Origin of the sequence: Bartonella schoenbuchensis R1 (assembly GCF_002022685.1) — a bacterium.
GTDB lineage: Bacteria > Pseudomonadota > Alphaproteobacteria > Rhizobiales > Rhizobiaceae > Bartonella > Bartonella schoenbuchensis.
The window spans coordinates 1,475,732-1,497,300 of record NZ_CP019789.1; the positions used below are offsets into that span (position 1 = coordinate 1,475,732).

At 45.1% G+C, this 21,569-nt stretch carries 22 protein-coding genes, 2 tRNA genes, 1 other RNA gene and 5 pseudogenes; 12 read left to right on the forward strand and 18 right to left on the reverse strand.

The features are described 5' to 3' along the window. Positions 1 to 118 precede the first annotated feature (118 nt). The gene (locus BscR1v2_RS08370; RefSeq protein ID WP_236829028.1) at positions 119 to 457 is read right to left on the reverse strand and encodes a hypothetical protein; all 339 of its coding nucleotides are present in this window, start codon (positions 455 to 457) and stop codon (positions 119 to 121) included. Between BscR1v2_RS08370 and BscR1v2_RS08375 the strand changes: the two are divergent. Beyond that, a pseudogene (locus BscR1v2_RS08375) lies at positions 393 to 1,046 on the forward strand (tetratricopeptide repeat protein); the annotation flags it as partial. The gene BscR1v2_RS08370 and the pseudogene BscR1v2_RS08375 sit on opposite strands and share 65 nt — an antisense overlap. 68 nt (positions 1,047 to 1,114) lie before the next feature. Beyond that, positions 1,115 to 1,275: non-coding RNA, 6S RNA (ssrS, locus tag BscR1v2_RS06610), on the forward strand. Between the two features lie 59 nt (positions 1,276 to 1,334). Here ssrS and BscR1v2_RS06615 read toward each other — a convergent pair. The 4 genes from BscR1v2_RS06615 to BscR1v2_RS08055 form a co-directional block, all read right to left on the reverse strand. After that, positions 1,335 to 1,514 (reverse strand): hypothetical protein, encoded by a 180-nt coding sequence (locus BscR1v2_RS06615; RefSeq protein ID WP_078690157.1) that lies wholly within the window; start codon positions 1,512 to 1,514, stop codon positions 1,335 to 1,337. Continuing rightward, positions 1,511 to 1,714, reverse strand: a complete 204-nt coding sequence (locus BscR1v2_RS06620; RefSeq protein ID WP_078690158.1) for a hypothetical protein — start codon at positions 1,712 to 1,714, stop codon at positions 1,511 to 1,513. Before BscR1v2_RS06620 ends, BscR1v2_RS06615 begins: the two co-directional genes overlap by 4 nt. A gap of 40 nt (positions 1,715 to 1,754) precedes the next feature. Further along, on the reverse strand, positions 1,755 to 1,991 hold the full coding sequence (locus BscR1v2_RS06625; protein WP_078690159.1) for a hypothetical protein: 237 nt from the start codon (positions 1,989 to 1,991) through the stop codon (positions 1,755 to 1,757). A gap of 216 nt (positions 1,992 to 2,207) precedes the next feature. Further along, the gene (locus tag BscR1v2_RS08055; RefSeq protein WP_153302010.1) at positions 2,208 to 2,423 is read right to left on the reverse strand and encodes a hypothetical protein; all 216 of its coding nucleotides are present in this window, start codon (positions 2,421 to 2,423) and stop codon (positions 2,208 to 2,210) included. Between the two features lie 242 nt (positions 2,424 to 2,665). Here BscR1v2_RS08055 and BscR1v2_RS06630 point away from each other — a divergent pair, with 242 nt between their 5' ends. Both BscR1v2_RS06630 and BscR1v2_RS06635 read left to right on the forward strand, forming a co-directional pair. Then, positions 2,666 to 3,274 carry a 5-formyltetrahydrofolate cyclo-ligase gene (locus tag BscR1v2_RS06630; RefSeq protein ID WP_078690160.1) on the forward strand — a complete coding sequence of 203 codons (609 nt, stop codon included), beginning with the start codon at positions 2,666 to 2,668 and terminating at the stop codon, positions 3,272 to 3,274. A 3-nt stretch (positions 3,275 to 3,277) separates the two neighbouring features. Next, positions 3,278 to 4,141 carry a TIGR00282 family metallophosphoesterase gene (locus BscR1v2_RS06635; protein WP_194284943.1) on the forward strand — a complete coding sequence of 288 codons (864 nt, stop codon included), beginning with the start codon at positions 3,278 to 3,280 and terminating at the stop codon, positions 4,139 to 4,141. A 716-nt stretch (positions 4,142 to 4,857) separates the two neighbouring features. On the opposite strand, the gene murA is transcribed toward BscR1v2_RS06635, so the two are convergent. Both murA and BscR1v2_RS06645 read right to left on the reverse strand, forming a co-directional pair. After that, complete coding sequence (gene murA, locus BscR1v2_RS06640; protein WP_010704304.1) at positions 4,858 to 6,153, reverse strand: UDP-N-acetylglucosamine 1-carboxyvinyltransferase; 1,296 nt, start codon at positions 6,151 to 6,153, stop codon at positions 4,858 to 4,860. Positions 6,154 to 6,354: 201 nt separating this feature from the next. Then, positions 6,355 to 6,540, reverse strand: a complete 186-nt coding sequence (locus BscR1v2_RS06645; RefSeq protein WP_034990206.1) for a hypothetical protein — start codon at positions 6,538 to 6,540, stop codon at positions 6,355 to 6,357. 224 nt (positions 6,541 to 6,764) lie between these two features. Here BscR1v2_RS06645 and BscR1v2_RS06650 point away from each other — a divergent pair. After that, positions 6,765 to 6,839 (forward strand) — tRNA-Thr (locus tag BscR1v2_RS06650). Here the strand turns inward: BscR1v2_RS06650 and BscR1v2_RS08060 are convergent. The 8 genes from BscR1v2_RS08060 to BscR1v2_RS06680 all read right to left on the reverse strand — a co-directional run bounded on the left by BscR1v2_RS08060 (position 6,818) and on the right by BscR1v2_RS06680 (position 9,703). After that, positions 6,818 to 6,955: a hypothetical protein gene (locus tag BscR1v2_RS08060; protein ID WP_153302011.1), complete on the reverse strand. Its 138-nt coding sequence runs from the start codon at positions 6,953 to 6,955 to the stop codon at positions 6,818 to 6,820. The genes BscR1v2_RS06650 and BscR1v2_RS08060 overlap by 22 nt on opposite strands. Then, positions 6,948 to 7,073 (reverse strand): hypothetical protein, encoded by a 126-nt coding sequence (locus BscR1v2_RS08435; protein WP_257787976.1) that lies wholly within the window; start codon positions 7,071 to 7,073, stop codon positions 6,948 to 6,950. The genes BscR1v2_RS08060 and BscR1v2_RS08435 overlap by 8 nt, the downstream gene beginning before the upstream one ends. Positions 7,074 to 7,118: 45 nt before the next feature. Further along, positions 7,119 to 7,781 carry a lambda exonuclease family protein gene (locus BscR1v2_RS06655; RefSeq protein WP_078690161.1) on the reverse strand — a complete coding sequence of 221 codons (663 nt, stop codon included), beginning with the start codon at positions 7,779 to 7,781 and terminating at the stop codon, positions 7,119 to 7,121. A gap of 148 nt (positions 7,782 to 7,929) precedes the next feature. Then, entirely contained in the window at positions 7,930 to 8,115 is a 186-nt protein-coding gene (locus BscR1v2_RS06660) for a hypothetical protein (protein ID WP_078690162.1), read from the reverse strand. Positions 8,116 to 8,208: 93 nt separating this feature from the next. Continuing rightward, positions 8,209 to 8,391 carry a hypothetical protein gene (locus BscR1v2_RS06665; protein ID WP_078690163.1) on the reverse strand — a complete coding sequence of 61 codons (183 nt, stop codon included), beginning with the start codon at positions 8,389 to 8,391 and terminating at the stop codon, positions 8,209 to 8,211. Between the two features lie 59 nt (positions 8,392 to 8,450). Beyond that, the gene (locus BscR1v2_RS06670; protein ID WP_010704306.1) at positions 8,451 to 8,639 is read right to left on the reverse strand and encodes a hypothetical protein; all 189 of its coding nucleotides are present in this window, start codon (positions 8,637 to 8,639) and stop codon (positions 8,451 to 8,453) included. 6 nt (positions 8,640 to 8,645) lie between these two features. Beyond that, on the reverse strand, positions 8,646 to 9,035 hold the full coding sequence (locus tag BscR1v2_RS06675; protein ID WP_010704307.1) for a hypothetical protein: 390 nt from the start codon (positions 9,033 to 9,035) through the stop codon (positions 8,646 to 8,648). Positions 9,036 to 9,385: 350 nt separating this feature from the next. After that, the gene (locus BscR1v2_RS06680; protein ID WP_010704308.1) at positions 9,386 to 9,703 is read right to left on the reverse strand and encodes a transcriptional regulator; all 318 of its coding nucleotides are present in this window, start codon (positions 9,701 to 9,703) and stop codon (positions 9,386 to 9,388) included. Positions 9,704 to 10,219: 516 nt separating this feature from the next. On the opposite strand from BscR1v2_RS06680, the pseudogene BscR1v2_RS06685 reads away from it, so the two are divergent. The 3 genes and pseudogenes from BscR1v2_RS06685 to BscR1v2_RS06700 all read left to right on the forward strand — a co-directional run. Further along, a pseudogene (locus BscR1v2_RS06685) lies at positions 10,220 to 10,706 on the forward strand (YdaU family protein); the annotation flags it as partial. Between the two features lie 1,232 nt (positions 10,707 to 11,938). Beyond that, positions 11,939 to 13,895: pseudogene (locus tag BscR1v2_RS06695) on the forward strand (toprim domain-containing protein). A 486-nt stretch (positions 13,896 to 14,381) separates the two neighbouring features. Beyond that, complete coding sequence (locus BscR1v2_RS06700) at positions 14,382 to 14,957, forward strand: hypothetical protein (RefSeq protein ID WP_078690164.1); 576 nt, start codon at positions 14,382 to 14,384, stop codon at positions 14,955 to 14,957. A 196-nt stretch (positions 14,958 to 15,153) separates the two neighbouring features. Here BscR1v2_RS06700 and BscR1v2_RS06705 read toward each other — a convergent pair. Beyond that, positions 15,154 to 15,238, reverse strand: a tRNA-Leu gene (locus BscR1v2_RS06705). 235 nt (positions 15,239 to 15,473) lie between these two features. On the opposite strand from BscR1v2_RS06705, the pseudogene BscR1v2_RS06710 reads away from it, so the two are divergent. The 4 genes and pseudogenes from BscR1v2_RS06710 to dut all read left to right on the forward strand — a co-directional run bounded on the left by BscR1v2_RS06710 (position 15,474) and on the right by dut (position 18,955). Then, a pseudogene (locus BscR1v2_RS06710) lies at positions 15,474 to 16,075 on the forward strand (YqaA family protein). A 35-nt stretch (positions 16,076 to 16,110) separates the two neighbouring features. Next, positions 16,111 to 16,680: a disulfide bond formation protein B gene (locus tag BscR1v2_RS06715; protein ID WP_078690165.1), complete on the forward strand. Its 570-nt coding sequence runs from the start codon at positions 16,111 to 16,113 to the stop codon at positions 16,678 to 16,680. Between the two features lie 782 nt (positions 16,681 to 17,462). After that, a pseudogene (locus tag BscR1v2_RS08585) lies at positions 17,463 to 17,923 on the forward strand (VIT1/CCC1 transporter family protein); the annotation flags it as partial. Positions 17,924 to 18,358: 435 nt separating this feature from the next. After that, complete coding sequence (gene dut, locus BscR1v2_RS06725) at positions 18,359 to 18,955, forward strand: dUTP diphosphatase (protein ID WP_078690166.1); 597 nt, start codon at positions 18,359 to 18,361, stop codon at positions 18,953 to 18,955. A gap of 269 nt (positions 18,956 to 19,224) precedes the next feature. Here dut and BscR1v2_RS08135 read toward each other — a convergent pair whose 3' ends face one another. Further along, entirely contained in the window at positions 19,225 to 19,887 is a 663-nt protein-coding gene (locus BscR1v2_RS08135; protein ID WP_078690168.1) for a biopolymer transporter ExbD, read from the reverse strand. Continuing rightward, a complete protein-coding gene (gene exbB / locus BscR1v2_RS06740; protein WP_010704317.1) occupies positions 19,884 to 20,696 on the reverse strand; it encodes a tonB-system energizer ExbB in 813 nt (270 codons plus the stop codon). The genes BscR1v2_RS08135 and exbB overlap by 4 nt, the downstream gene beginning before the upstream one ends. Positions 20,697 to 21,569: the final 873 nt, after the last annotated feature.

Here is a 21,569-nt window from a genome sequence, read left to right on the forward strand (position 1 = left end):
TCAAAGCTTTTTCTTATAACATATCTTTTTTGATGACACATTTTTTCCCTCTGTATTTCAAGACTTTGAAAAAACAGATATTTATTTCAGTCTGTGTCAGCACTCTTTTTTTGCTTTCTCACGGTAATGGATATATCCCTCCATTCGCATTCGCCTCATCCACTCCTGTCTCATCCACTCCTGCCTCATCTTCACCCACAACCTCACCCTCCTTGCCAATTATAACTTCACCCCCATCTTCTCTCAGTGCGTCCTCTCTCTCATCATCTCTATCCACTCCACCTCTACCCGCACTATCTCTACTCACTCCATCTCTACTCACTGCGTTTTCACCGCCACCGCCTTCACTTTCGCATTCTTCATTTTCACCTACTCCACTTGTTTCTGCTGCATCTTCCCCATCTTCACCATTTGAAGAACCTTCCCCACAATCGCTCCTACCGTTGGATGATCTCATCCCGGATCAACCGTCAACAACACCTCATGAACCAGATGCGGGCGCAACTCTTTTAGAAGATCAAGAATCGCCACACCACGGCCACGCTCATCAAACCAAACAGCGTAAAGAAAAAGAGATTGTGCGTTTACTGAAAAAATTAAAATACTGTGCCAATGCAAAGGAAGCTAAAACTATAAGTCAGCAAATTCAACGGTTATGGTCGCAATCTGGCAGCGAAACCATTGATCTTTTGATGACATGGGCTGAACAAGGCATTAGCGCAGAAAATTATGGCCTTGCCTTAGATTATCTTGACACAGCAATTGCACTTTCTCCCACCTATGCTGAAGCCTGGAGCAGACGTGCATGGATACACATCCAATTAAGCGACTTCAAACTCGCAATGCTAGACCTTCATCACGCCCTTCAACTTGAACCTCGCAATTATATTGCATTTTTTGAGCTTGGAATCGTCATGGAAGCAACAGAAAGGCCAGACCTTGCCATCAAAGCTTACGAAACAGCTTTAACATTTTACCCACAAATGCAACAAGTCCAAAACCGTATCGACACGCTTTTAAGCAAAGATTTTGATCAAAATATTTGAGCCATTTTAAAAATCATAAAGTAATTTTTTTCTAGTAGAAATCATTAAACTACCTTATAATAAGAGGTGGTGTTCTGCGCTTCTCGATAGGAAATAACATATTCCTGAGACCTTATTGATTCCCAAGGGAGCTGTCCCTGAAAAGGCTCGTGGGCTTTTTCACACGGCACCCACCTAGTAGCCTAGGTCCTCGGAATCAAACTTTTCCATCGGTCGTTGCGGTTCACCATTTTCCTTTCCACTCAGGCTATCTTCTCTCCCCCCCTAGCCATCTTCCTTTCCCTCTAGCTACCTTTCCCCCTCCAGCATTCCTCCACACCAACACATCCATCCTTCCAACCCCCCCAGCACCCCCACCCCCCTAATACCTTTACACCAGCCTCCTATACAACCGGTGTAATCAACTTGGTTTCCACAAACTCTTGGCCCTCTCCCACGCATCTTCACACCTCCACCAACGTAGCTCACCTTCCTCCCCAAAACACTCCCAAATCACCTTTAGAAAAGCACCCCACAACACCCAACATTTCCTTTCCAAACATCCCCTTCACCTTACAACGCCTTCTCCTCACACCACGTACACACTCATCCCTCTCCCCATCACCAACAACTCTCTCCACCTCTCCTCCCAAACATTCTTCCACAACACGAACGAACGCCGTCCCCATTCACCCAGAGCATTCACCGCACACCTCTAGTTTCAACTCCTCATCCACAATGCCCTCCCCACAACCTTGCCCTCACCCCTCCACCAGCATAGCCTATTTTTCTCCCAAAACATTCCCTCAAGCTCTCTTTTCCAAAATCTCCCTCACCCTTGAGAGAAAGTCCCCACATACAGCACACAAAATGCACGCTCTCTCTTCTCCCCTTCACACAACGCACCTCTCCCTTTTTACTCAACACCTTTTCCTCACAAGCCACAAACTCTTGGCCTTCTCTCACACATCTTCACCCCTCCACCAGATTCACCACCTCACACAACACACAATCCTTACGCTTCCCCCACTCGCACCAGCCTCGCACTACACCCACAACCTACACCTTTTCTACCAATGCGAACCTTAATTTCCCCAACTCATCCCTCTCCCCATCACCAACAACTCTCTCCCACCTCTCCTCCCAAACATTCTTCCACAACACGAACGAACGCCGTCCCCATCACCCAGAGCATTCACCGCACACCTCTAGTTTCAACTCCTCACCCACATGCCCTCCCCACAATCTTGCCCTCACCCCTCCACCAGCATAGCCTATTTTTCTCCCAAAACATTCCCTCAAGCTCTCTTTTCCAAAACCTCCCCTTCGCATCAACCTCACCCCACAATCTTGCCCCCCTCCTTGCTCGCACCAGCACCAGCCTCGCCCATCCCCCACAAAACCTCCAACACACCAATGTTAAGCCAACATCCCCTCAGACAAGCACACTTAAACCTCCCCTTAAGAGCCCACACCCTAAGAACCCACACCCACTCTTCCTTTTACACATCTGTCTTCGTAACACCTTCCTTTTACCCAGCCTTTCTTTTATACTGATTGAAATAACCAGCTCGTCCCCACCCAAAACATTTTTCAAATGTGATTGCTTTTTATTGATTGAAGAGATAACAAACTGAACAATGCCCACAACCTCCCAACGTTTGCAATCCATTTCGTCTGAGAGATCACGTTTGCGTGCTCTTGGCATATCGCAGCGTAACGCCCTTTGTGCACATGAGCGCACCGCCTTTTCGCATCGTGCCTGTTCCCACATCGCACATTATCTTGAACAAATGATTGGGGATTGTTCACATACAATTCTTGCCGGCTATTGGCCAATCCACTCAGAAATAGACCCACGCCCTTTGTTCGATTTTGTCTCATCACGTGGTGAGCATGTAGCACTGCCCGCTGTTATTGATGAAACAACAATGGTTTTTCGAACATTTGCATCAACAACACAGCTAGAGCTAATGCGGTTTAACACATTTGGCCCCAGCGAAAACAATGCAGTTGTCGCCCCCACCGTGATCATTGTGCCGCTTTGCGCGTTTGACAACCAGTGCCACCGCCTTGGTTATGGTGCAGGCTACTATGATCGCGCCATTGAGCATCTTCAAAAACATGGGCACCGTGCACACTTATGGGGCTTAAGCTTCTCATGTCAGGAAGTGGAGTCTATCCCTGAAAGAAAGCATGACCTTGTTTTACAGAAAATTTTCACAGAAAAGGGTTTTATAGAACGCTAAATTATGCTTAAAACCCTTATGCGATTTTTATTTTTAGGAGACATTGTGGGGGAAATAGGCTGCTCCACTGTTTGTCACACACTTCCCCAACTCATTGAACATTGGCAACTTGACTGTGTTGTTGTAAATGGTGAAAACGCTTCTCATGACTTTGGCATCACGCAAGATGTATATCAAAACCTCTTAGCAGCAGGCGTTGACGTTGTCACCACAGGCAATCACGCTTTTCACCATAAAGAAACTTTGAAATTTGCCACTTATAGTGAGCGTTTTTTACGTCCTGCCAATTTTATCCAAGGCACCCCTGGTAGAGGCTCTTGTTTCATAACAGCAAAAAATGGAGCGCAAGTTCTCGTCGCCAATGTTTTAGGAGGCGTCTTTATGCCGTGTACCACCGATGACCCATTTGAAGCAGCTGAAAAGATTGTTTCCGCCTGCCCTTTGCGTGAACAGGCAGACGCTATTATCTTTGACTTTCATGCAGAAGCCACAAGTGAAAAGCAATGTTTTGGCCATTTTCTTGACGGTCGCGTTAGCGTCATCGTAGGAACCCATACACATATCCCCACAGCTGATGCACAGATTTTAGAAGGAGGCAGCGCTTATTTATCAGACGCAGGAATGTGCGGAAATTACAATTCCTCTCTTGGTATGGATAAGGAAGAGCCTTTATACCGTTTTCTTTATAAGAAAAAACGGGGTCGTTATGAACCCGCGCAAGGCCCAGTAACACTTTGTGGATTTGCCGTTGAACTCTCAGATCGCACAGGCCTTGCCCAACATGTTTCAGCCATACGCTTAGGCCCCCGTTTAAAGAATGAGGTTCCAGATTTCTGGGAAGCGCTCCCCGAAAATTTTCAGCTGTAAGACCACACTTCTCCCAAGCTCCTCTCTAGCTTCTCCCAACCCTCCTATTCACCTCATCCCCAATTCATCCCTCACCTCTCTCTCCCACACGGCCTTTCAAACCTGCTCCTCTCCCACACTCACGCCCCCTCCTTTCCTGAACTTAAAACCCCTCACTCCCTTTCTCCCCAACTCATGCAACCTCCCACACTCACGCCCCCGCCAGATTCATCCTCAAAACACGCTTCCCCATACCCCGCACTTCTCCCTCGCTCACACGAACCTTGCACTCTGCCCCTGCCCCTTCATACCTTTAAACTTAAACGCCTCCAACACCAACCAATCTTCCCCTCAAAAGCCACCCAACATCCATCCACTCAAACCCCTAGCCAGCTCTCTCCAGCATCCTATTCACCTCATCCCCAATTCATCCCTCACCTCTCTCTCCCACACGGCCTCTTAAACCTGTTCCTCTCCCACACTCACGCCCCCTCCTTTCCTGAACTTAAAACCCCTCACTCCCTCTCTCTCCCACACGGCCTCTCAAACCTGCTCCTCTCCCACACTCATGCCCCCGCCAGATTCATCCTCAAAACACGGTTCCCCATACCCCGCACTTCTTCCTCGCTCGCACGAGCCTTGCACCCTTGCCTTTCATGCTTTTAAAAAATATCCCTCAAAGAGGGGCCCCATTAAAGAAAAAATCCCCTCAAAGAACGCCCTAAAGAGAGCATTACTCAAGCCGTTATACGTTGAATATTGGCCCCACAATTGGACAATTTCTCTTCCAACCGTTCAAACCCACGATCAAGATGATAAACACGGCCTACAATTGTCTCTCCTTGTGCAGCAAGTGCAGCAATAACAAGAGAAACAGAAGCACGTAGATCTGTAGCCATCACTGGTGCCCCTTGCAAATGATTGGTTCCATGAATAATGGCTGTGTTTCCATCAAGCGTAATCTGCGCACCCAACCGTACCAATTCTTGCACATGCATGAACCGATTTTCAAAAACGGTTTCAGTAATCCTCGCACACCCTTGAGCACACACCATCAAGGCCATAAATTGTGCTTGAAGATCGGTTGGGAAAGCAGGAAAAGGGGCAGTTGTAATATCAACTGGCGTAATCTTTGTTTGTGTATGATCGCGGGTAACTTCAAGACCATCTGGTTTGTGTTCAATAGTAAGCCCCGCCTTTTGCAACACTTCAAGCACTTCAATAAGATGATCAGGGTTTGCATGTTTCAACAACACTTGTCCACCGGTCATTGCCACAGCCATTGCATAGGTTCCTGCCTCGATTCGATCAGCAATCACACCAACCCGTGCACCGTGCAATTTTTCAACCCCATGGATTGTAAGGGTTGAGGTCCCTTCCCCGGTGATATTAGCCCCCATCGCTTTGAGTGCTTGAATAAGGTTTGTCACTTCAGGTTCACAAGCTGCATTTTTAAGAACAGTTGTGCCCTGTGCCAGGGTAGCAGCCATCAGCATAATATGCGTTCCCCCAACAGTGATTTTAGGGAATTGATATTGCGCCCCTTTTAATCCCTGGGGTGCTGTGGCATGAACATATCCCTTTTCAATGGTGATCTGTGCGCCTAAACATTTGAGCCCATCGAGAACAAAATCAACCGGCCTTGTTCCAATAGCACATCCCCCAGGCAATGAAACATTTGCTTCCCGGCACCGTGCCAGCAAAGGCCCAATAACCCAAAAGCTTGCACGCATTTTTGTCACAAGTTCATAAGGAGCACGCGTTGATGTGATTGTTTTTGCGGTAAAATGGATTGTTCTTGAATCGGCACAATCTTTATGAACTTTGCGTCCTTCAACAGCATAACCGACACCATGATTATTCAAAATTCGGATCAAAAGCTCAACATCGCTCAAATGAGGAATATTGTCTAAAATCAATGTCTCCTCGGTAAGCAATGCTGCAATCATCAAAGGCAAAGCAGCATTTTTAGCGCCCGAAATAGGAATAACCCCCTGGAGTGTATTTCCTCCAATAATTTTAATCGAATCCATCGTATTTGTACTCTATCCTATTGTTATCTTACTCTACCTTACTGTCTATTCTACTCTACCTTATCCTGTCATATATTCTATCTTTTTGAGATCTCTTTTCACAATAATGTCATTTTTGGGGCAGTGATTCTTTGCTCATGGTTTAGCACTCATTCATTAAAACCACACTGGTGTATGGTGTAAACAATGGCGTCACACTTTTTAAACCACGCGTTCTTTTTCGCAAACTGAAAATTCTTTTGTACACTCTTCTTGCGAGCGTTTTCGACTTTGTTCTTTTCGTCGTCTCAGATTGTCGCGCAATTGCTTTGTCAGCCTTTGCTCACGTTGTTTTTTCTTATCATTTTGGGCATCTTTTGTTTGTGTATTCTGGTTTTGATGTGTCATAGCAATAACTTTTACAACCCTTGCAATAACTCTTATAGCCCTTTAGCTTTCACAAGCTTTTTGCTTTTATAACCTTTTGGAAGAATAATATATTTTAAGTCAAGAATTTCTTTTAAAAAACGTCTACGTCATGCCATAAGAAGCGTTTTCTTGCAAGAAGAGATAAATGCTCTCTTGCCTATTTTATAACAATATGGCACAAGGCAGCGCAAAGACTGACAAGTGCTGCGGTAGCTCAGTGGTAGAGCACTCCCTTGGTAAGGGAGAGGTCGAGAGTTCAATCCTCTCTCGCAGCACCATTCCACCAGCCTCTTTTCTCCCCCACCGGCACAACCCAATCTTCCCACCCCCTCAACCTTTTCTCTACCAACGCAATCTGCCCGCCCACTCCCCTTTCCACACTCTTTCTAAACATCCCCCCCATACCCAATCATCACCCTCAAACGCCACCCAACACCCATCCCCTCAATCTCACCTCTTACACTCAAACCCTCAACCTCTCCCCCTCTCCTCCTTGGCACACTTTTAAGCAACCACCTCCCACTACCGACACAGCTAAACCTTTCCAGATCCACCTTTTAACGCATCTCTCTAGGCCCGTTTCCTCGCACTATTGTGAAGAACCCCCTGTCGGCTTGTTGAATTTTATGCACCATATTTTCCAAAGCATCATTAAAACGATCAATTTCAGCTTCAAGCCTACGAATATAAGGTTCATCGCGATAAGCACGTTTAATTAAAGGCGGCATATCAGGCCAATAAAGCATCAAATCCACCCATTCACGTTGAGCAATCCATAACCCTCCCTGGCATTGTGCCTTATGCTCAACAGGAAATATATTTTGATAAAAATGAGGGATCAAAATTTCAGGTTTTTTCGTTTTAATTTCCAACAAACCATTTTCCCCAATAAAAGCATCGGGCGAAAAACCTTTCTTGCGATCATCAGCTAAAACAAAACCAATACATTCAGGCTCTGTCTGCGTAAACATCCCATATAGCTGGCGCGCACTTGGTTCCAACTGTGTACCACGTCGCATAGATGGTGTTGTCCCCTCTTCTACAGATTTTCCTGTGATTCTTTCTCCAGCAAGTTTCATCATCACACAGTGATATTTCTGTGTTTTTTGTCCATCTCTTTTGCGCGCCATAACCATCTCAAACAAAGAAGCTGTAATCAAACCATTGCGCACCTGGCGCCATTCATCTGTTCCTTGAACACAATCAATAATAATTGGCATTGTCTCTCCATCTCCCTTTCTTTATTCTCTATTCTCTTCCCACACCCCCGGGCCATCCCCCACAGCCACCATCACACTTCACCTAATCCTCCCACCAGCACCACCTTCAAACAACCACCCCACCACCGTGGCAAACCCAACCTGGCTCTCATCTTCCTTCACCACGGCACAGAACACTCACCCCCAAACGCCACCCTCTTTTCACCAACACAATCCACATACCCCTTTCTCCATTCACACCAGCCTCATCCTCCACATCATATGCTCTTTTAAAAACCCCCTCGAAGAGAGCCCTCCCAAACCCACCTCTCACACTAATGCCCCAGCCAGCCATCCTCCCACAGCCACCATCACACTTCACCTAATCCTCCCACCAACACCACCTTCAAACAATCACCCCACCACCGCGGCAAACCCAACCTGGCTCTCATCTTCCTCCACCAATGCACAGGGCCCTCACCCCCAAACGCCACCCTCTTCTCACCAACACAATCCACATACCCCTTTCTCCACTCGCACCAGCCTCAACACCCCACACCATACGCTCTTTTAAAAACCCTCTCGAACAGGACCCTCCCAAACACGGCCCCTTATAAAAACCCCCATACATAAAAATCCCCCCTCTTTATAAGAAAATCTCCCTTAAGAGAGGGGGGTAAAACAATCAACCTATGGCACTACATAAAAATCGTTTTGGGGTGAACGGCAGCTCAAATTATAAGCAACACGCTGAGCAACCTTTCGCGAAATAAAAGGAACTGCCTTGTGTTTTTGTGGTTCAAGCCTAATCGTGTTGCGAAGAGTTCCAGCATAATAAAGAGGAACACCGTGATAAATTGTTTGAAGATAGTTTGCCATAATAATTTACCTCCAATAACGGTCCAAAACATCACACGGGCGCAAGCGATGCTGCTCTTCATAAGACCCATAGACACTATCCTGATACACACGGGTAGCCTTGTCTTCTAAATACTCATGATACACATCACTATCGAGAATAAAGGGATGAAAGTAACCATCTTGCTCATCAAGATCGTGACATTTCATATACACTTCAGCAACTTGCTCACTCACATCATCAGCATGGAGAGTCTTTAAATCGAGCCGTAAAAATCTTTGAACAGCATCACATTGCTCCATAAGGTCCAAAACCTCCTCAAGGTAATCAATAGGCCCAACGTAAACATCATCATCTGCATCCTCACCAAGAATGATGAGGATTTCATCCTCTTTAACGAATGGAATGTCTTTCATAAATTTCTCCCTCAGACAGTTGATAAAGCTAAACTCTGTCTTGACATAGTCAAATATAGCGTTAGTCTTATCTCCTCTATGGGAGATATGTCAATTGTTTTATCCTTAATAGAAGATATTTTTTAATTTTTATGAACATTCTAACAGTGCGCAAAAATTGACTAATTTTCTATCCCATTTTCACATTGTTCTCTATTTGTTCCAAATAGACACAAAGACAAACAAAAGAGCACAATAAATAGGCAAAAACAGATGAGTCAATAAACACAAACAGATTGGGAGAGCTGAAATGAGTGATTTAAAATTGATACAGTATTGGGGAAATCTTGAGCCTGAAAGTCAAAAAGCTGTTATGGTTTTACTTCGTCAGTTGGTCTGCGCAAGAGAGTTAAAATTGCCTGTCGTTCCTCAGGAGAAACCTTTGCAAGAAGATCAATAAATTCCCGATCTTCAGGGGCAGGATTTTCTCCATAAAGAATATAGCTCATACTCACATTAATTGTCTGACACACGTTTGCAAGCGATTCAATCGTGGGGTCTTTCCCTTCAGAAAGAATAGAGTGGAGATAACCAGCTCCTTTTCCTGCTGCAAGGGAAATAGAGCGCTTTGATCGTCCACTTTTTATAAGTGCTTCATTTAATCTATGACGCCAACCATCAATATTCATAAGTCTCACCCTTAGCTGTCTTCAATAAAATACACAGTCTTTCATAAAATTGACTTGCAATATCCTTTAAAGAGGATATAAAATTATAAATAAATTTTATTTAGGGAGTGAATTCTACATTTTATCAAAAAACAATGAAACACCCCAAAAGATACAAACAGCCCACCTCCAAAGCCTGTATGTCTTCTGTATGTATTATTTATCCTTTACAGTTTATGCAACCTCAAATTGCAAACTCCATCCCTTCTAGTAAATACGACTGACTTTCAGATGATTTAAGAGAAATACAAAAATGAATACAACACTCTAACAAATAATAGAACAAAATGAAACAAAACCAAAACAAATCAGAAACATTTTACAAAATCGTAAATTTTGATTGCGCGCATTAAGGAGGAAGCAAAAGGCTGTTTTTAGTTTTTTTCTTCCACAAAAGCCGCCTCAATCAAAACTTTTTAAACAAAAAACGAAACCTTAAAAAAGGCTTATCCCCTCATTTAAGAAAGCTTATCCCCCATGAAACAAGCCGAACAATCTGCATTTCCCAATTATGAATCGTCTACACTTCCTTATGTTTGCTGGTATCAAAATGACTTTTTAGGTGGGGTACGTGGAATGCGTGCGCACGAAATTGGAATTTACACAATTCTTCTTAATGAAATTTATGCAAGGGGCCGTCCTTTAGATTTATCAGAAGAACGTTTAGCACGCCTTTGCGGTTGTGATAAGCGAACTTTTACCAGTGTTTTAGAAATGTTGATTGCAGAAGGCAAGATTTTAAATTTAACCTGTGGATTATGGAATAAGCGATGCGAAAATGTGTTTCGTGAGCGTGCACAATTGCTTGAACAAAAATCTTCTGCAGGTCGCTCTTCGGCACAAAAACGTAAAAAAATCAATGCAAAAATTCAACATCTGCTCAACACATGCCCTACAGATGATGAACTTAACTCAAAAGCTCAGAAGGAAGAAAAAGAAACACCTAACGGTGTTTCACAAAAGAAGGATGTCTATTCTGATACCAAACCCCACTCCACAAAACATCTCCTCACACAATCCCACTCCACAAAGCACCCTGCTGAACATCCCATCAAGCATCCCACCAAGCAGACCGCTTCATGCCCATCCACCACCCCCTCATCCACCACCCACTCATCTATCACCCACTCATCTATCACCCACTCATCCACTGCGCATTCTTCCTCCTCCTCATCATCCATCACCCTCTCATCTTCCACCACCCCCCTCTCATCCACTGGGCTCCTCGCACCAGATCCTGCCACCACATATCCTGAAACACCCCCCCACTCCACAAAGCACCCTGCTGAACATCCCATCAAGCATCCCACCAAGCAGACTGCTCCATGCCCATCCAGCGTGCATTCTTCCACCGCCCTCTCATCATCCACTGAGCACTGCCCTACCGAGCACTCATCCACTGGGCTCCTTGCACCAGATCCTGCCACCACATATCCTGAAACAAACCCCCACTCCACAAAGCACCCTGCTGAACATCCCATCAAGCATCCCACCAAGCAGACTGCTCCATGCCCATCCAGCGTGCATTCTTCCACCGCCCTCTCATCATCCACTGAGCACTGCCCTACCGAGCACTCATCCACTGGGCTCCTTGCACCAGATCCTGCTACCACATATCCTGAAACAAACCCCCACTCCACAAAGCACCCTGCTGAACATTCCACCGAGCATCCCACCGAGCAGACTGCTCCATGCCCATCCAGCGCGCATTCTTCCTCCGCAAAAAGCTTGAAAGGCCACCGCCTTCCTGCCAACTGGGTGGGCGACATTCACGCAGCAATCTCAGAAGGTCTAAGCGAAGAACAAGCCCGCTGGCAAGAAAAGAAATTTCGCGACTATTGGCATGCTAAAAGCGGCAAACAGGCCCTAAAGGTCGACTGGTCAGCCACATGGCGCAATTGGTATCGGCGTGAAATCGAGCGATTAAGAGAAAACCAAGAAAGGCTTTGCGCTTTATCATCTGGTTCAAACACACTGCCTCACAGCACTCAAGAAGATGCCCTTTACCGTAACCTTATCAATTATCAAGCAAAGTAACAAAAACCTAAATCAAAAACCAAAGCCAATACAACCAGACAAACAAAGCAACATAAGAAAACCAATGCAAACATAACTTTAAGCGCCATACAAATACAACACAAACATAAACTTCAAACACAACACAAACACGATATAGACGACTACAAGCAGGGGAACATGAGCACGATTTTTGAAATCAAACAAAAGCTTGCATCTCAAGCAGAATCGGTTGCACAAATGCTTCTCCCACAAGGGAAAAAACGCGGCAATGATTGGATTGTGGGCAGCACACAAGGTGAACCGGGTCAAAGTTTATCGCTTTGTTTAAAGGGCAGCAAAGCAGGTCTGTGGTATGATTTTGCAGAAGGAAGTGGCGGTGACCTTTTAGACCTGTGGTGTGCTGTTAAAGCAATCAGCCTTTCTCAAGCATTAGATGAAGCCCGTTCTTACTTAAATCTTTCACGCCCAAAACCCTTTATGGCCCCGCGTCATTCCTATCGCCTTCCCCCTGTTCCAAAAGGGGGCGAACCCCGCCATGAGGTGAAAAATTATTTACACACAAAACGGCATATCCCCTTGGATATCTTAAAACGTTATCGCATCCAAGAAGATGGAAACCAGATCATTTTTCCATTTTATAAACCCGACGGTACGCTTGCATTGGTAAAAGCGCGCGCTGCACAAGAAGGTGCAAAAGCAAAACCCACAGCTTCTCATTGTGAACCAATTTTATTTGGCTGGCAGGCTCTTTGCCCAACACAGCGCACCCTTGTTATCACCGAAGGAGAAATTGATGCACTTTCATTAGCAGCCTATGGGTACCCAGCCCTATCAGTCCCCTTTGGAGGGGCAAGGGGGTAAACACGCTTGGATTGAAAATGAATTTGATCACCTAGAACCTTTCGAGAAAATTTTCTTAGCAACCGACATGGATAAACCAGGTGAAGAAGCCGCCCTTGAAATTGCCCACAGGCTTGGTCGCCACCGGTGTTATCGTGTCCACTTGCCATGTAAAGATGCCAATGACTGTTTAAAAGCAGGTGTTAAAGCTTCAACCATAAAAGCCGCTTTTTCAAAAGCCCAAAGCTTTGCACCAGAGGGATTAAGACGTGCATCTGATTATCACAACCAGGTGATCGAGCTGTTTTGGCCCACTCCCAAACAGCATCTTGGTTATACACTTCCCTATCCAAAGTTAAATGGCAAATTGTATTTTCGCCCAGCAGAATTAACCCTCTGGAGCGGTGCAAGCGGTGCCGGCAAAAGCCAATTGTTATCAGACTGTATTGTCCATTGGATTGCGCAAAAAAGCCGTCTTTGTTTAGCCTCACTCGAAATGAAGGGGAACAATCGCTTCGCCGTTTAATCAGACAAACAGGGGAGATAACCAACCAACAAAAACCATGATCGAACAAATTCTTCATTTTTAGATGATGGTCTCATTTTGTATGAGCACGTAGGCAAATCAGACATCCAAACCCTGCTTGATGTCTTTGACTATTGCCGTGCAAAATATGGTTGCGATCAATTTATTATCGATAGTTTGATGCGCCTTGGCATCGCTGCAGATGACTACACAGGGCAAGAACAAGCAGTCTATAAAATTGTTGACTGGGCAATTTTAAATGCCGTGCACGTTCACCTTGTCGCCCATGCACGCAAAAGTGGTATAGAGAAAGATATTCCTGGCACTGAAGATATAAAAGGAGCCTCAGAAATTGGAGCCAATGCATTTAATATCATTACAATCTGGCGCAACCGCTCTTTAGAGGATAAAATTCTTTCAGCCCAACGTGCAACAGAAAAAGCTGAACTAGCAGCCCGCCCCGGGGTAATTATGAACATCGCCAAACAACGCTCAGGCGATTTTGAAGGAAAAATCGGCCTTTGGTTTGACCCTAAAACCTACCGCTACCGTTGTTCTTCAACACCCCACCAAGAACCACGCCATTACCTTGAATTCACAGACAAACACCCCTCATCACAACCTTATCCTCATCCCCCCTCACAACCCCATTTTTCATCACAACCCCAAGAGCACACAAACACACAACCCCTACAATCACAAAAGGAAAACACAACCTCCCCTCTCTTACAACCCTGCCCAACAATGCAGCCTTGCCCCACCCCTTAAAGCAACCCACCACCCAACACACGCCACACCTTTAAAACAAATCACCCCTTAAAAACAAAAAAACATCCACAAACAAAACCATCCCCTAAAGAATATTCCTCCGTCCTTAAAAACACTCCACAGCGTAAAAAACACTCACACCATAAAGAGCCCATGTTAACACACCACTTCAGTAATTTTTTCTCACTTAAAACCCCGTTTCCACCCATCCCCATCATTCTTTATTCATTCCCCTCAGTCTCATTCATTCACCCCCGTTTTACTCATGCTCATCACCCTCATTTACCCCCTTATTTTCATTTACCCCCTATCATTTTTACCAACCACCCTCTTATGTTCACTCATCCCCTCCCATTTTCTTAAAACCCCCATCCTTATTTAAAAGACCCTCCCACTTAAAAGACCTTCCCACCCATTCTCATTTAATCCCTTTCATTTTCATTTGAAAATCTTCTGACACATTTTTCATCTTAAAGGAGGAAAGCAATGAAATATCACCACGATAAAAATACCAATGCACTCAAAAAAAACACTGTAAATTATGCACACCCATATACAAAACACCAGCACATTGGCCACCTAAAAACAGAAGAAATGCTTATCGAAACAAGCAATCCTTATTTTCAACCAACCCATCAAGAAAGCCCCAGCAACCCACGCACCATTGTTGCAATGGCCAACGCCCACAGCCGCCCCATTGCCCTTTTATATGCAAAAGGACACATCAGCAAAGCACAATATAAAGCAGCAGAACGTTTTTATTATTATTGGAACATACAACAAGGTAACACACACATGGGCATCGATTACACCCGTCAAAAAGTCGATGGCGGCCATTATTATACAGATACCCTTGAACGCCAAATGGAAGCAACAGATCAATTACAAACGATTAAGATTCAACTGGGTGTTCTTGGCTATCAACTTGTTGAGCAAGTAATCGGCTATAACCAATCAATCAAAGACTTAAGCCCTGTAAAACGCAGGCAAAATTCTCTTGCCGATCATTTGCGCGACTGTCTAGACCTAATGGCAACCTATTGGGGTTATGCGAAAACTTAAATAGCCTTAAATAAACGCATAAAAACTCCCCCACTCCAACCAAAACAGCCCCCTTACTCAACCAAGGAGGCGAAATCCCTACCCCCTATCCCCACTCACTTAAATTGAAAAAACAGCACACGCCCTCGGGCTCCCTAAGCAAACGCGCCCGTTCATTTACCCAAGTAAACATCCATCTCTGGAAGAAATTTGTCTATGGTGCGGGTGGTCGGACTCGAACCGACACTCCTCTCGGAACCAGATTTTGAGTCTGGCGCGTCTACCAGTTCCACCACACCCGCACACTGCAGCTTTTATTACACTGTATTTATCAAGACATAAGGTAAGCTTGTGCCCTTTTCTCTTGCACTATATGAAGAAGTAGAGATTCGTCAACACTGGACTTTCATTTTTTAACTGGACTTTTGTTTTTTTAAGTCTATGCATCATGTTTAACCCATTGAATTGACCTGCTTTAATTTTGAAAGTATGTGCAAAAAACTATAGGGGAAACTATACTATAGGGGCTTTAAAACCATGATGTTAAACAAATTAAAAGCATGGGTTGTATCATTAGCACAGCGTCGCACAGCGCCACATTGGCTTGGGTTTATTGCTTTTTTTGAAAGTTCCTTTTTTCCGGTTCCGGCTGATGTCTTGTGCATTCCAATGGCGCTTGTTCGCCCGCAAAAAGCCTATCACTATGCATTAATTGGCACATTGTGTTCCACTTTAGGCGGGGCATTTGGCTGGATCATAGGTTTTTATGCTTACGACACCATCGCCAAACCAATCTTAGAATTCTACGGTAAATATGAAAGTTTTCAGACATTTCAAAATGGCGCAACACTAAAATTTCTCATAATTTTACTGATCACATCAGGGCTTTTCCATTTTCCACCCATCAAGCTTGTCACGCTTTTATCAGGGTCATGGGCGTACCTCTCTCGCTTTTTATTGTCATCTGTCTCTTAGCGCGTGGGGCTCGTTTTTATCTTTTTGCCTGGTTTATCCGACGTTTTGGTCAAAAAGCGATCGATCTGCTCCTTCGTCACTTTACATGGTTTGTGCCCATTGGTTTGATTCTTCTCTTGTTAGTCTATAACCTCTTAGTTTATAAATTATACTCTGCTTTTTAAAATCATTTCCTCGTCCATTTGAAGGAATTGTTAAAATGAATGCCTCTTTGCCTTGCCAATGCTTTATAAAGAAACATCTTTATCGCAAACAAAGCAATAAAGAGCAAAGTTTGTGGGCCTTTTTTCTAACCCTTTGCCTTGCCGCCACACTGGCTATCGCACTAAGCTTTGAAATTATCGGTGGTTATCTTCCATGCCACTTATGCCTGCTTGAGCGCCTGCCCTATTACGGTGCTCTCCCGCTTTTAATCTTAGCAGGCCTTTTAGCATGGGTTTCTTGCCTGTCTTCTCTGGTACGGTTTTTATTTATATGCGTTTTTGTGCTCATGGCAACAAGCCTTGGGCTTGCAATCTATCATACCGGTGTTGAATATCACTTTTGGCCAGCACCAGCCCACTGCAGCTTAAATACAACAACACTCACAACAGGTGTAGACCAGCTTTTTACTTCACTGGAAAAGCCTCCAGCATCTCCCTCTTGTGCTCAAGCACCAGTGCGCTTTCTTTTTCTGTCATTTGCTGGGTGGAATGTCCTTGCCAGTTTGTTGTTCATGCTCCTTAGTCTGTATGTAGCATCCAAAGGGCTCCTCTCAAATGATGGATGAACAATAAACACCATAAAGCAAAAACCTGTAAAGCTACAGCACCGCCCTCTAACACAAAGCACATCCCCCCTCCAACACGCGCCACCCGTATAACACACCCGCACACGCTTTTTAAGCGCATCCCTTCCCCTACACACCCTAACACCTACAACACAAGGCACACCGCCCACAACCCAAACTGCCATCTTGCAACACAACCCGCCTCATAAATACAACCCGCACCCCCACAGTACAGCTAAACTTTAAGGGCACTTTATACTCAAAATTGACTCTACACTTAAAATTGACTCTACACCCCAAATTAGACCTTACATTTAAGATTGATCTTACACCCAAGATTTGAGTTTTGATATCCAACCCAACGATATCCAAAATTGACTTTTGTTTGATGCCCCCTACATTTTAGAATTATTCTAATAATGAGAGCAACAATGTCAAAGTCCTCCTCCCCCTCTTCACATCATAACACTTTTGACCCCCCTTTATGCCAAGAAATGGTCGCTTATGCTCTCAAATTACAAGAAGAACAAGCAGCACTTTATTTAAAATATGCCAAAGCTCTGCAAGAGCATTGTCCAGAGCAAGCAGCAATCTTTGCCAAAATGGGCACCAAAGAGCTTGAGCATTTTCAAGAATCTCTGCGCACAGCTTGCAATATTCCTGCACCAACCTCAGAGCCTTCATCTGATGAGCCTACTCTTTCAGACATTTCGCGCAATGAAACAAATTTTCAAACAGCACAAGAAGAAGATCAAGCCACCTCATCACAAATGCAAGCATATAAACAAACACTTTTAACGTGGATTCAACCTGGCCTTGCAGGCCTAATGGATGGGTCTGTCTCAACCCTTGCCCCCACTTTTGCAGCAGCCTTTGCAACAGGTGATACTTATCAAACTTTTTTGATAGGTTTTTCTGCTGCAATTGGTGCAGGTCTTTCAATGGGCTTTACTGAAGCAGCCCATGATGATGGAAAATTATCGGGGCGTGGCTCTCCACTTAAAAGAGGCATTGCCAACGGCGTCATGACAATGCTTGGGGGCTAGGCCATGCTCTTCCCTATCTTATTGACAACTTTTACCTTGCAACAACCCTTGCTTGCCTTATCGTATTTTTTGAACTCTGGGCTATTGTCTGGATCCAAAATAAATTTATGGCCACACCTTTCTGGCGCGCTTCTTTCCAAGTTATCGTGGGTGGAGCCTTAGTCCTTGCAACGGGTATCCTAATTGGCAGTATATAAACAATCCCACCTCGCCTCTTCCCACCTCATCCCTCCTCCACTTCGCCTCACCTCATCTCCCCCTCTCTCACCTCATTCCACACTTCTCCCACTTCCCTCTACCGCACCGCCTCATCCCTCCTCCCACTTTATCCTTCCTCCCATCTCATCTCTCTTCACCTTCCTCCACCTCTCTCACCTCCTCCACCTCCCTCTCTACCTCGCCACCTCATCCCCCTGTCCCACTTCATTTCACCTCTTCTCCCAATGCTCATGCACACGAACCAAAAGAGCACCACCCCTTGTGACTTTCCTCCCCCCTCTCTCATGCTCCTTGTACCCCACCGATAAGCCCTTCATCAACATCCCCTCTATCAGCAAATCTACCGGCTTGTCTTGCTTGGAAGCTTTTGTTAAAGTGGCTTGCTGTCATTTATATTTTGGAAACTCCACGTTATGTCTCATCCCTCCTCCACTTCGCCTCACCCTTCCCCTAATGCTCATGCACACAGCCAAAAGAGCACCTCTACCTCTTCTTGTGATTTTTCCTCCACCCCTTCACAAAAGCTTACCCTTTCGGTAGAACGCCTTGCCCACGGGCAAGATTTAGATCTTCCCCAATATGCCACAGCCGGCTCTGCTGGTCTTGATTTGCGGGCAGCATTGGCAGAAAATGAAACAATCGTTTTAACTCCCGGGCAACGTGCCCTCATCCCCACAGGTTTAATTTTCCACCTCTCACCTGGCTATGAAGCACAAATACGTCCACGCTCTGGCTTGGCTTTAAAACATGGCATTACATGCTTAAACACCCCCGGAACGATTGATAGTGACTACCGTGGTGAAGTGAAAGTTCTTCTCATCAATCTAGGGCAAGAAGATTTTTCCATTCAACGTGGAATGCGCATTGCACAAACAGTCATCGCACCTGTTACTCAAGTCGATGTACGTGTCATCAAACCAGATCAGGAAAATACCTCATGTAAAACACATGAAGGAAACCACACACAAGGGCGTGGAACAGGCGGCTTTGGCTCAACAGGGCACAATTAATAATCCCCCGCGGCTCTAATATCTACCCTCCCCCCGCTCCTCTGTAAGGCGCGCCGGGGTTCTTAGCGCTTTTAAAAAGCTATTCTCTTGCCTTAAAACGCAACCTCTTAGTGCACTTTTATAAGAGAATGCCTCTCCCATCACCACGCAAATAACATAAACAACCCCCTCTCCCCTTCTGGAAAACGAAAGCTCTTTTATCTTAAAAAACAGCTCACCCACTATTTTCAAGAGAAAGGCTCTCCTTTTTTCAGGCTCATAAAAAAACTTTATTCATGAGAAAACGTGGTATCAGCTGCAGGCTCTTTGCTACCCCCGCTATCCCCCTCACCATTGTTTCCTCCATTACCCCTATTTCCCCCTTCACCATTGCTGCTCCCATTACTATCCCCCTCACTATTACCACCCCCCTTGTCATTATTATCACCATTACCCCTATTTTCTCCATCACCATTATTTCCCCTATCACCCCTGTTTTCCTCCCTACCATTTCTCCCTTCACCATGGTTTAAAGTCTTGTGCATTCCCACAAGACCAATTTTGGTATATCCAGCTGCTTGCAACTGATCCAGCACATTAACAACGCGGCCATAGTCAATTTCTTCATCTGCTTGAATCAAAATCTTTGTTTCTAAATTTTCTTGAGTTTCTCCAGACAAGATTTCAATAAATTCTCCCTCCTCCACAAGAGTGTCACCAACATAAAAAGAATGATCCTTTTGTAAGGTAATATAAAGAGGCTTATCAGGCTGGGAAACAGGCGTTTTTGTTACAGAAGGCAACTGAACAGAAATAACAGATGTTGCCAAAGGTGCAGCCACCATAAACACAATAAGAAGCACCAAAACAACATCGATAAAAGGCGTTACATTGATCTCACTTTGGACCTGAAAATCATCGCCCTCATATTCATTATGATAGTCTGTTTTCATTGTTTGCGGCTTTTTTGCTGTCTTTGTTGGTCGAGTTCACGGCTCAAAAGCCTTTCAATAGCCGCAGCAATATCTCCTAAATCATTTCGATATCCATTAAGAGCACGCGTTAAACCATTATACATAACAACAGCAGGAATAGCGACAAAAAGCCCTATAGCCGTTGCAAGCAAAGCTTCAGCAATTCCCGGCGCCACAACATCCAAGCGCGTTGTCTGAGTTTGAGCAATCCCAATAAAAGCATTCATAATCCCCCAAACGGTTGCAAAAAGCCCAACAAAAGGCGCAATAGCACCAATGGTTGCAAGAACAGCAGTCCCACAAGCCATGTGTCTTGTAGCCGTCAACACACACCGGGCTAAAAGTAAATGTACCCGCTCTTTCACCCCCTCATTGAAAGCACACAAAGCACTATCGTCATCTTTTCGTTCTCTGGTACCTTGAAACTTAATGAAGACCACCTGCTGAGTAGAAAGATTCACCTCTTTGAGCGTTTCTTCCAAAAAGATTGCACCTGCCCCCAGAAAGACTGAATTTGCTTCTTGCTGATTTTTGAAATCAGAGGTCAAATGCGTGAAAGTTTGAGCATTTAGAACAAACTGCAACGCACGATGTGCTTTGCGTTTTGCCCACGTTATTTCAACAATTTTAGCCAGAGCAATTGTCCAAGATATAAGAGAAGCAAGCATCAACACAACAATCACAGCTTGCACAACCCCATCGGCAGCCATAAACATCGAAAAGGGAGAAAAATCACCCGCCGAAAATAAAGTAAAACTCTTATCTAAAGCCCCTGTTTCAGATTCCATTGTTTCTCACAAATCTCCAAAATGACCCCACCCCTCCTTTTTAAAACGGTTATAAAAAATAAAAGAAGACAAATCAAGTCCAGTTTATAATAAAAAGTGCCATCACTTTTACTCACATACCCCTCATTCACCACCTCACTCACCCTCTCACGCCTCAGCATCCCCCACTCACACCTCTCATGCACACACATACCTCACGTACCCAACCTACCCCACACAGCACATCTTCCCCCCTCTCAAGCACACTCCCAACCCTCCCTCACTTGACTACCACGACCACCTTTCCCCACTCATACTAATCCTACAAATAGCACCCACAGCTCGTACCATCCCTCCAAGCTCGCACACCACACAACAAGCTAGAACCTCCTCTCTCCCAAACACCTCTCTCCCCTCACACATCACTCCTCTTCCCAAGTCTGTCTGCTCATCCCCGCCCTTTCAAACCAACGCCCCAACCATACACTCACACACCCCTCTCTCACCACTTCACGCCTCAGCATCCCCCACTCACACCTCTCATGCACACACATACCTCACGTACCCAACCTACCCCACACCGCACATCTGCCTCCTCTCAAACACACCCCAACCCTCCCCCGCTTGACTACCCTGACCACCTTTCCCCTCTCACACTAATCCCACAATAGTACCCACAGCTCAGCTCGTATGTATCATCCCTTCAAGCTCGCAACACCACACAACACTCACAGCCTACTCTCTCACAAACACCTCTCTCCTCCACACATCACTCCTCTTCCCAAGTCTGTCTGCTCATCCCCACCCTTTCAAACCAAAGCCCCGGCACCATCCTCACGCCTCAGCATCTCCCCACTCACACACCCTCACGCACTCAACCTATCCCACACAGCA

Bases quoted from the DNA above. Each gene is read 5' to 3' on its own strand.
- BscR1v2_RS08370 (WP_236829028.1), bottom strand. From the start codon at position 457: ATGAGATCATCCAACGGTAGGAGCGATTGTGGGGAAGGTTCTTCAAAT.
- BscR1v2_RS06620 (WP_078690158.1), bottom strand. From the start codon at position 1,714: ATGGGGACGGCGTTCGTTCGTGTTGTGGAAGAATGTTTGGGAGGAGAG.
- BscR1v2_RS06630 (WP_078690160.1), top strand. From the start codon at position 2,666: ATGCCCACAACCTCCCAACGTTTGCAATCCATTTCGTCTGAGAGATCA.
- BscR1v2_RS06635 (WP_194284943.1), top strand. From the start codon at position 3,278: ATGCTTAAAACCCTTATGCGATTTTTATTTTTAGGAGACATTGTGGGG.
- murA (WP_010704304.1), bottom strand. From the start codon at position 6,153: ATGGATTCGATTAAAATTATTGGAGGAAATACACTCCAGGGGGTTATT.
- BscR1v2_RS06645 (WP_034990206.1), bottom strand. From the start codon at position 6,540: ATGACACATCAAAACCAGAATACACAAACAAAAGATGCCCAAAATGAT.
- BscR1v2_RS08060 (WP_153302011.1), bottom strand. From the start codon at position 6,955: ATGTTTAGAAAGAGTGTGGAAAGGGGAGTGGGCGGGCAGATTGCGTTG.
- BscR1v2_RS06655 (WP_078690161.1), bottom strand. From the start codon at position 7,781: ATGCCAATTATTATTGATTGTGTTCAAGGAACAGATGAATGGCGCCAG.
- BscR1v2_RS06660 (WP_078690162.1), bottom strand. From the start codon at position 8,115: ATGGCTGGCTGGGGCATTAGTGTGAGAGGTGGGTTTGGGAGGGCTCTC.
- BscR1v2_RS06665 (WP_078690163.1), bottom strand. From the start codon at position 8,391: ATGTATGGGGGTTTTTATAAGGGGCCGTGTTTGGGAGGGTCCTGTTCG.
- BscR1v2_RS06670 (WP_010704306.1), bottom strand. From the start codon at position 8,639: ATGGCAAACTATCTTCAAACAATTTATCACGGTGTTCCTCTTTATTAT.
- BscR1v2_RS06675 (WP_010704307.1), bottom strand. From the start codon at position 9,035: ATGAAAGACATTCCATTCGTTAAAGAGGATGAAATCCTCATCATTCTT.
- BscR1v2_RS06680 (WP_010704308.1), bottom strand. From the start codon at position 9,703: ATGAATATTGATGGTTGGCGTCATAGATTAAATGAAGCACTTATAAAA.
- BscR1v2_RS06700 (WP_078690164.1), top strand. From the start codon at position 14,382: ATGAAATATCACCACGATAAAAATACCAATGCACTCAAAAAAAACACT.
- BscR1v2_RS06715 (WP_078690165.1), top strand. From the start codon at position 16,111: ATGAATGCCTCTTTGCCTTGCCAATGCTTTATAAAGAAACATCTTTAT.
- dut (WP_078690166.1), top strand. From the start codon at position 18,359: ATGTCTCATCCCTCCTCCACTTCGCCTCACCCTTCCCCTAATGCTCAT.
- BscR1v2_RS08135 (WP_078690168.1), bottom strand. From the start codon at position 19,887: ATGAAAACAGACTATCATAATGAATATGAGGGCGATGATTTTCAGGTC.
- exbB (WP_010704317.1), bottom strand. From the start codon at position 20,696: ATGGAATCTGAAACAGGGGCTTTAGATAAGAGTTTTACTTTATTTTCG.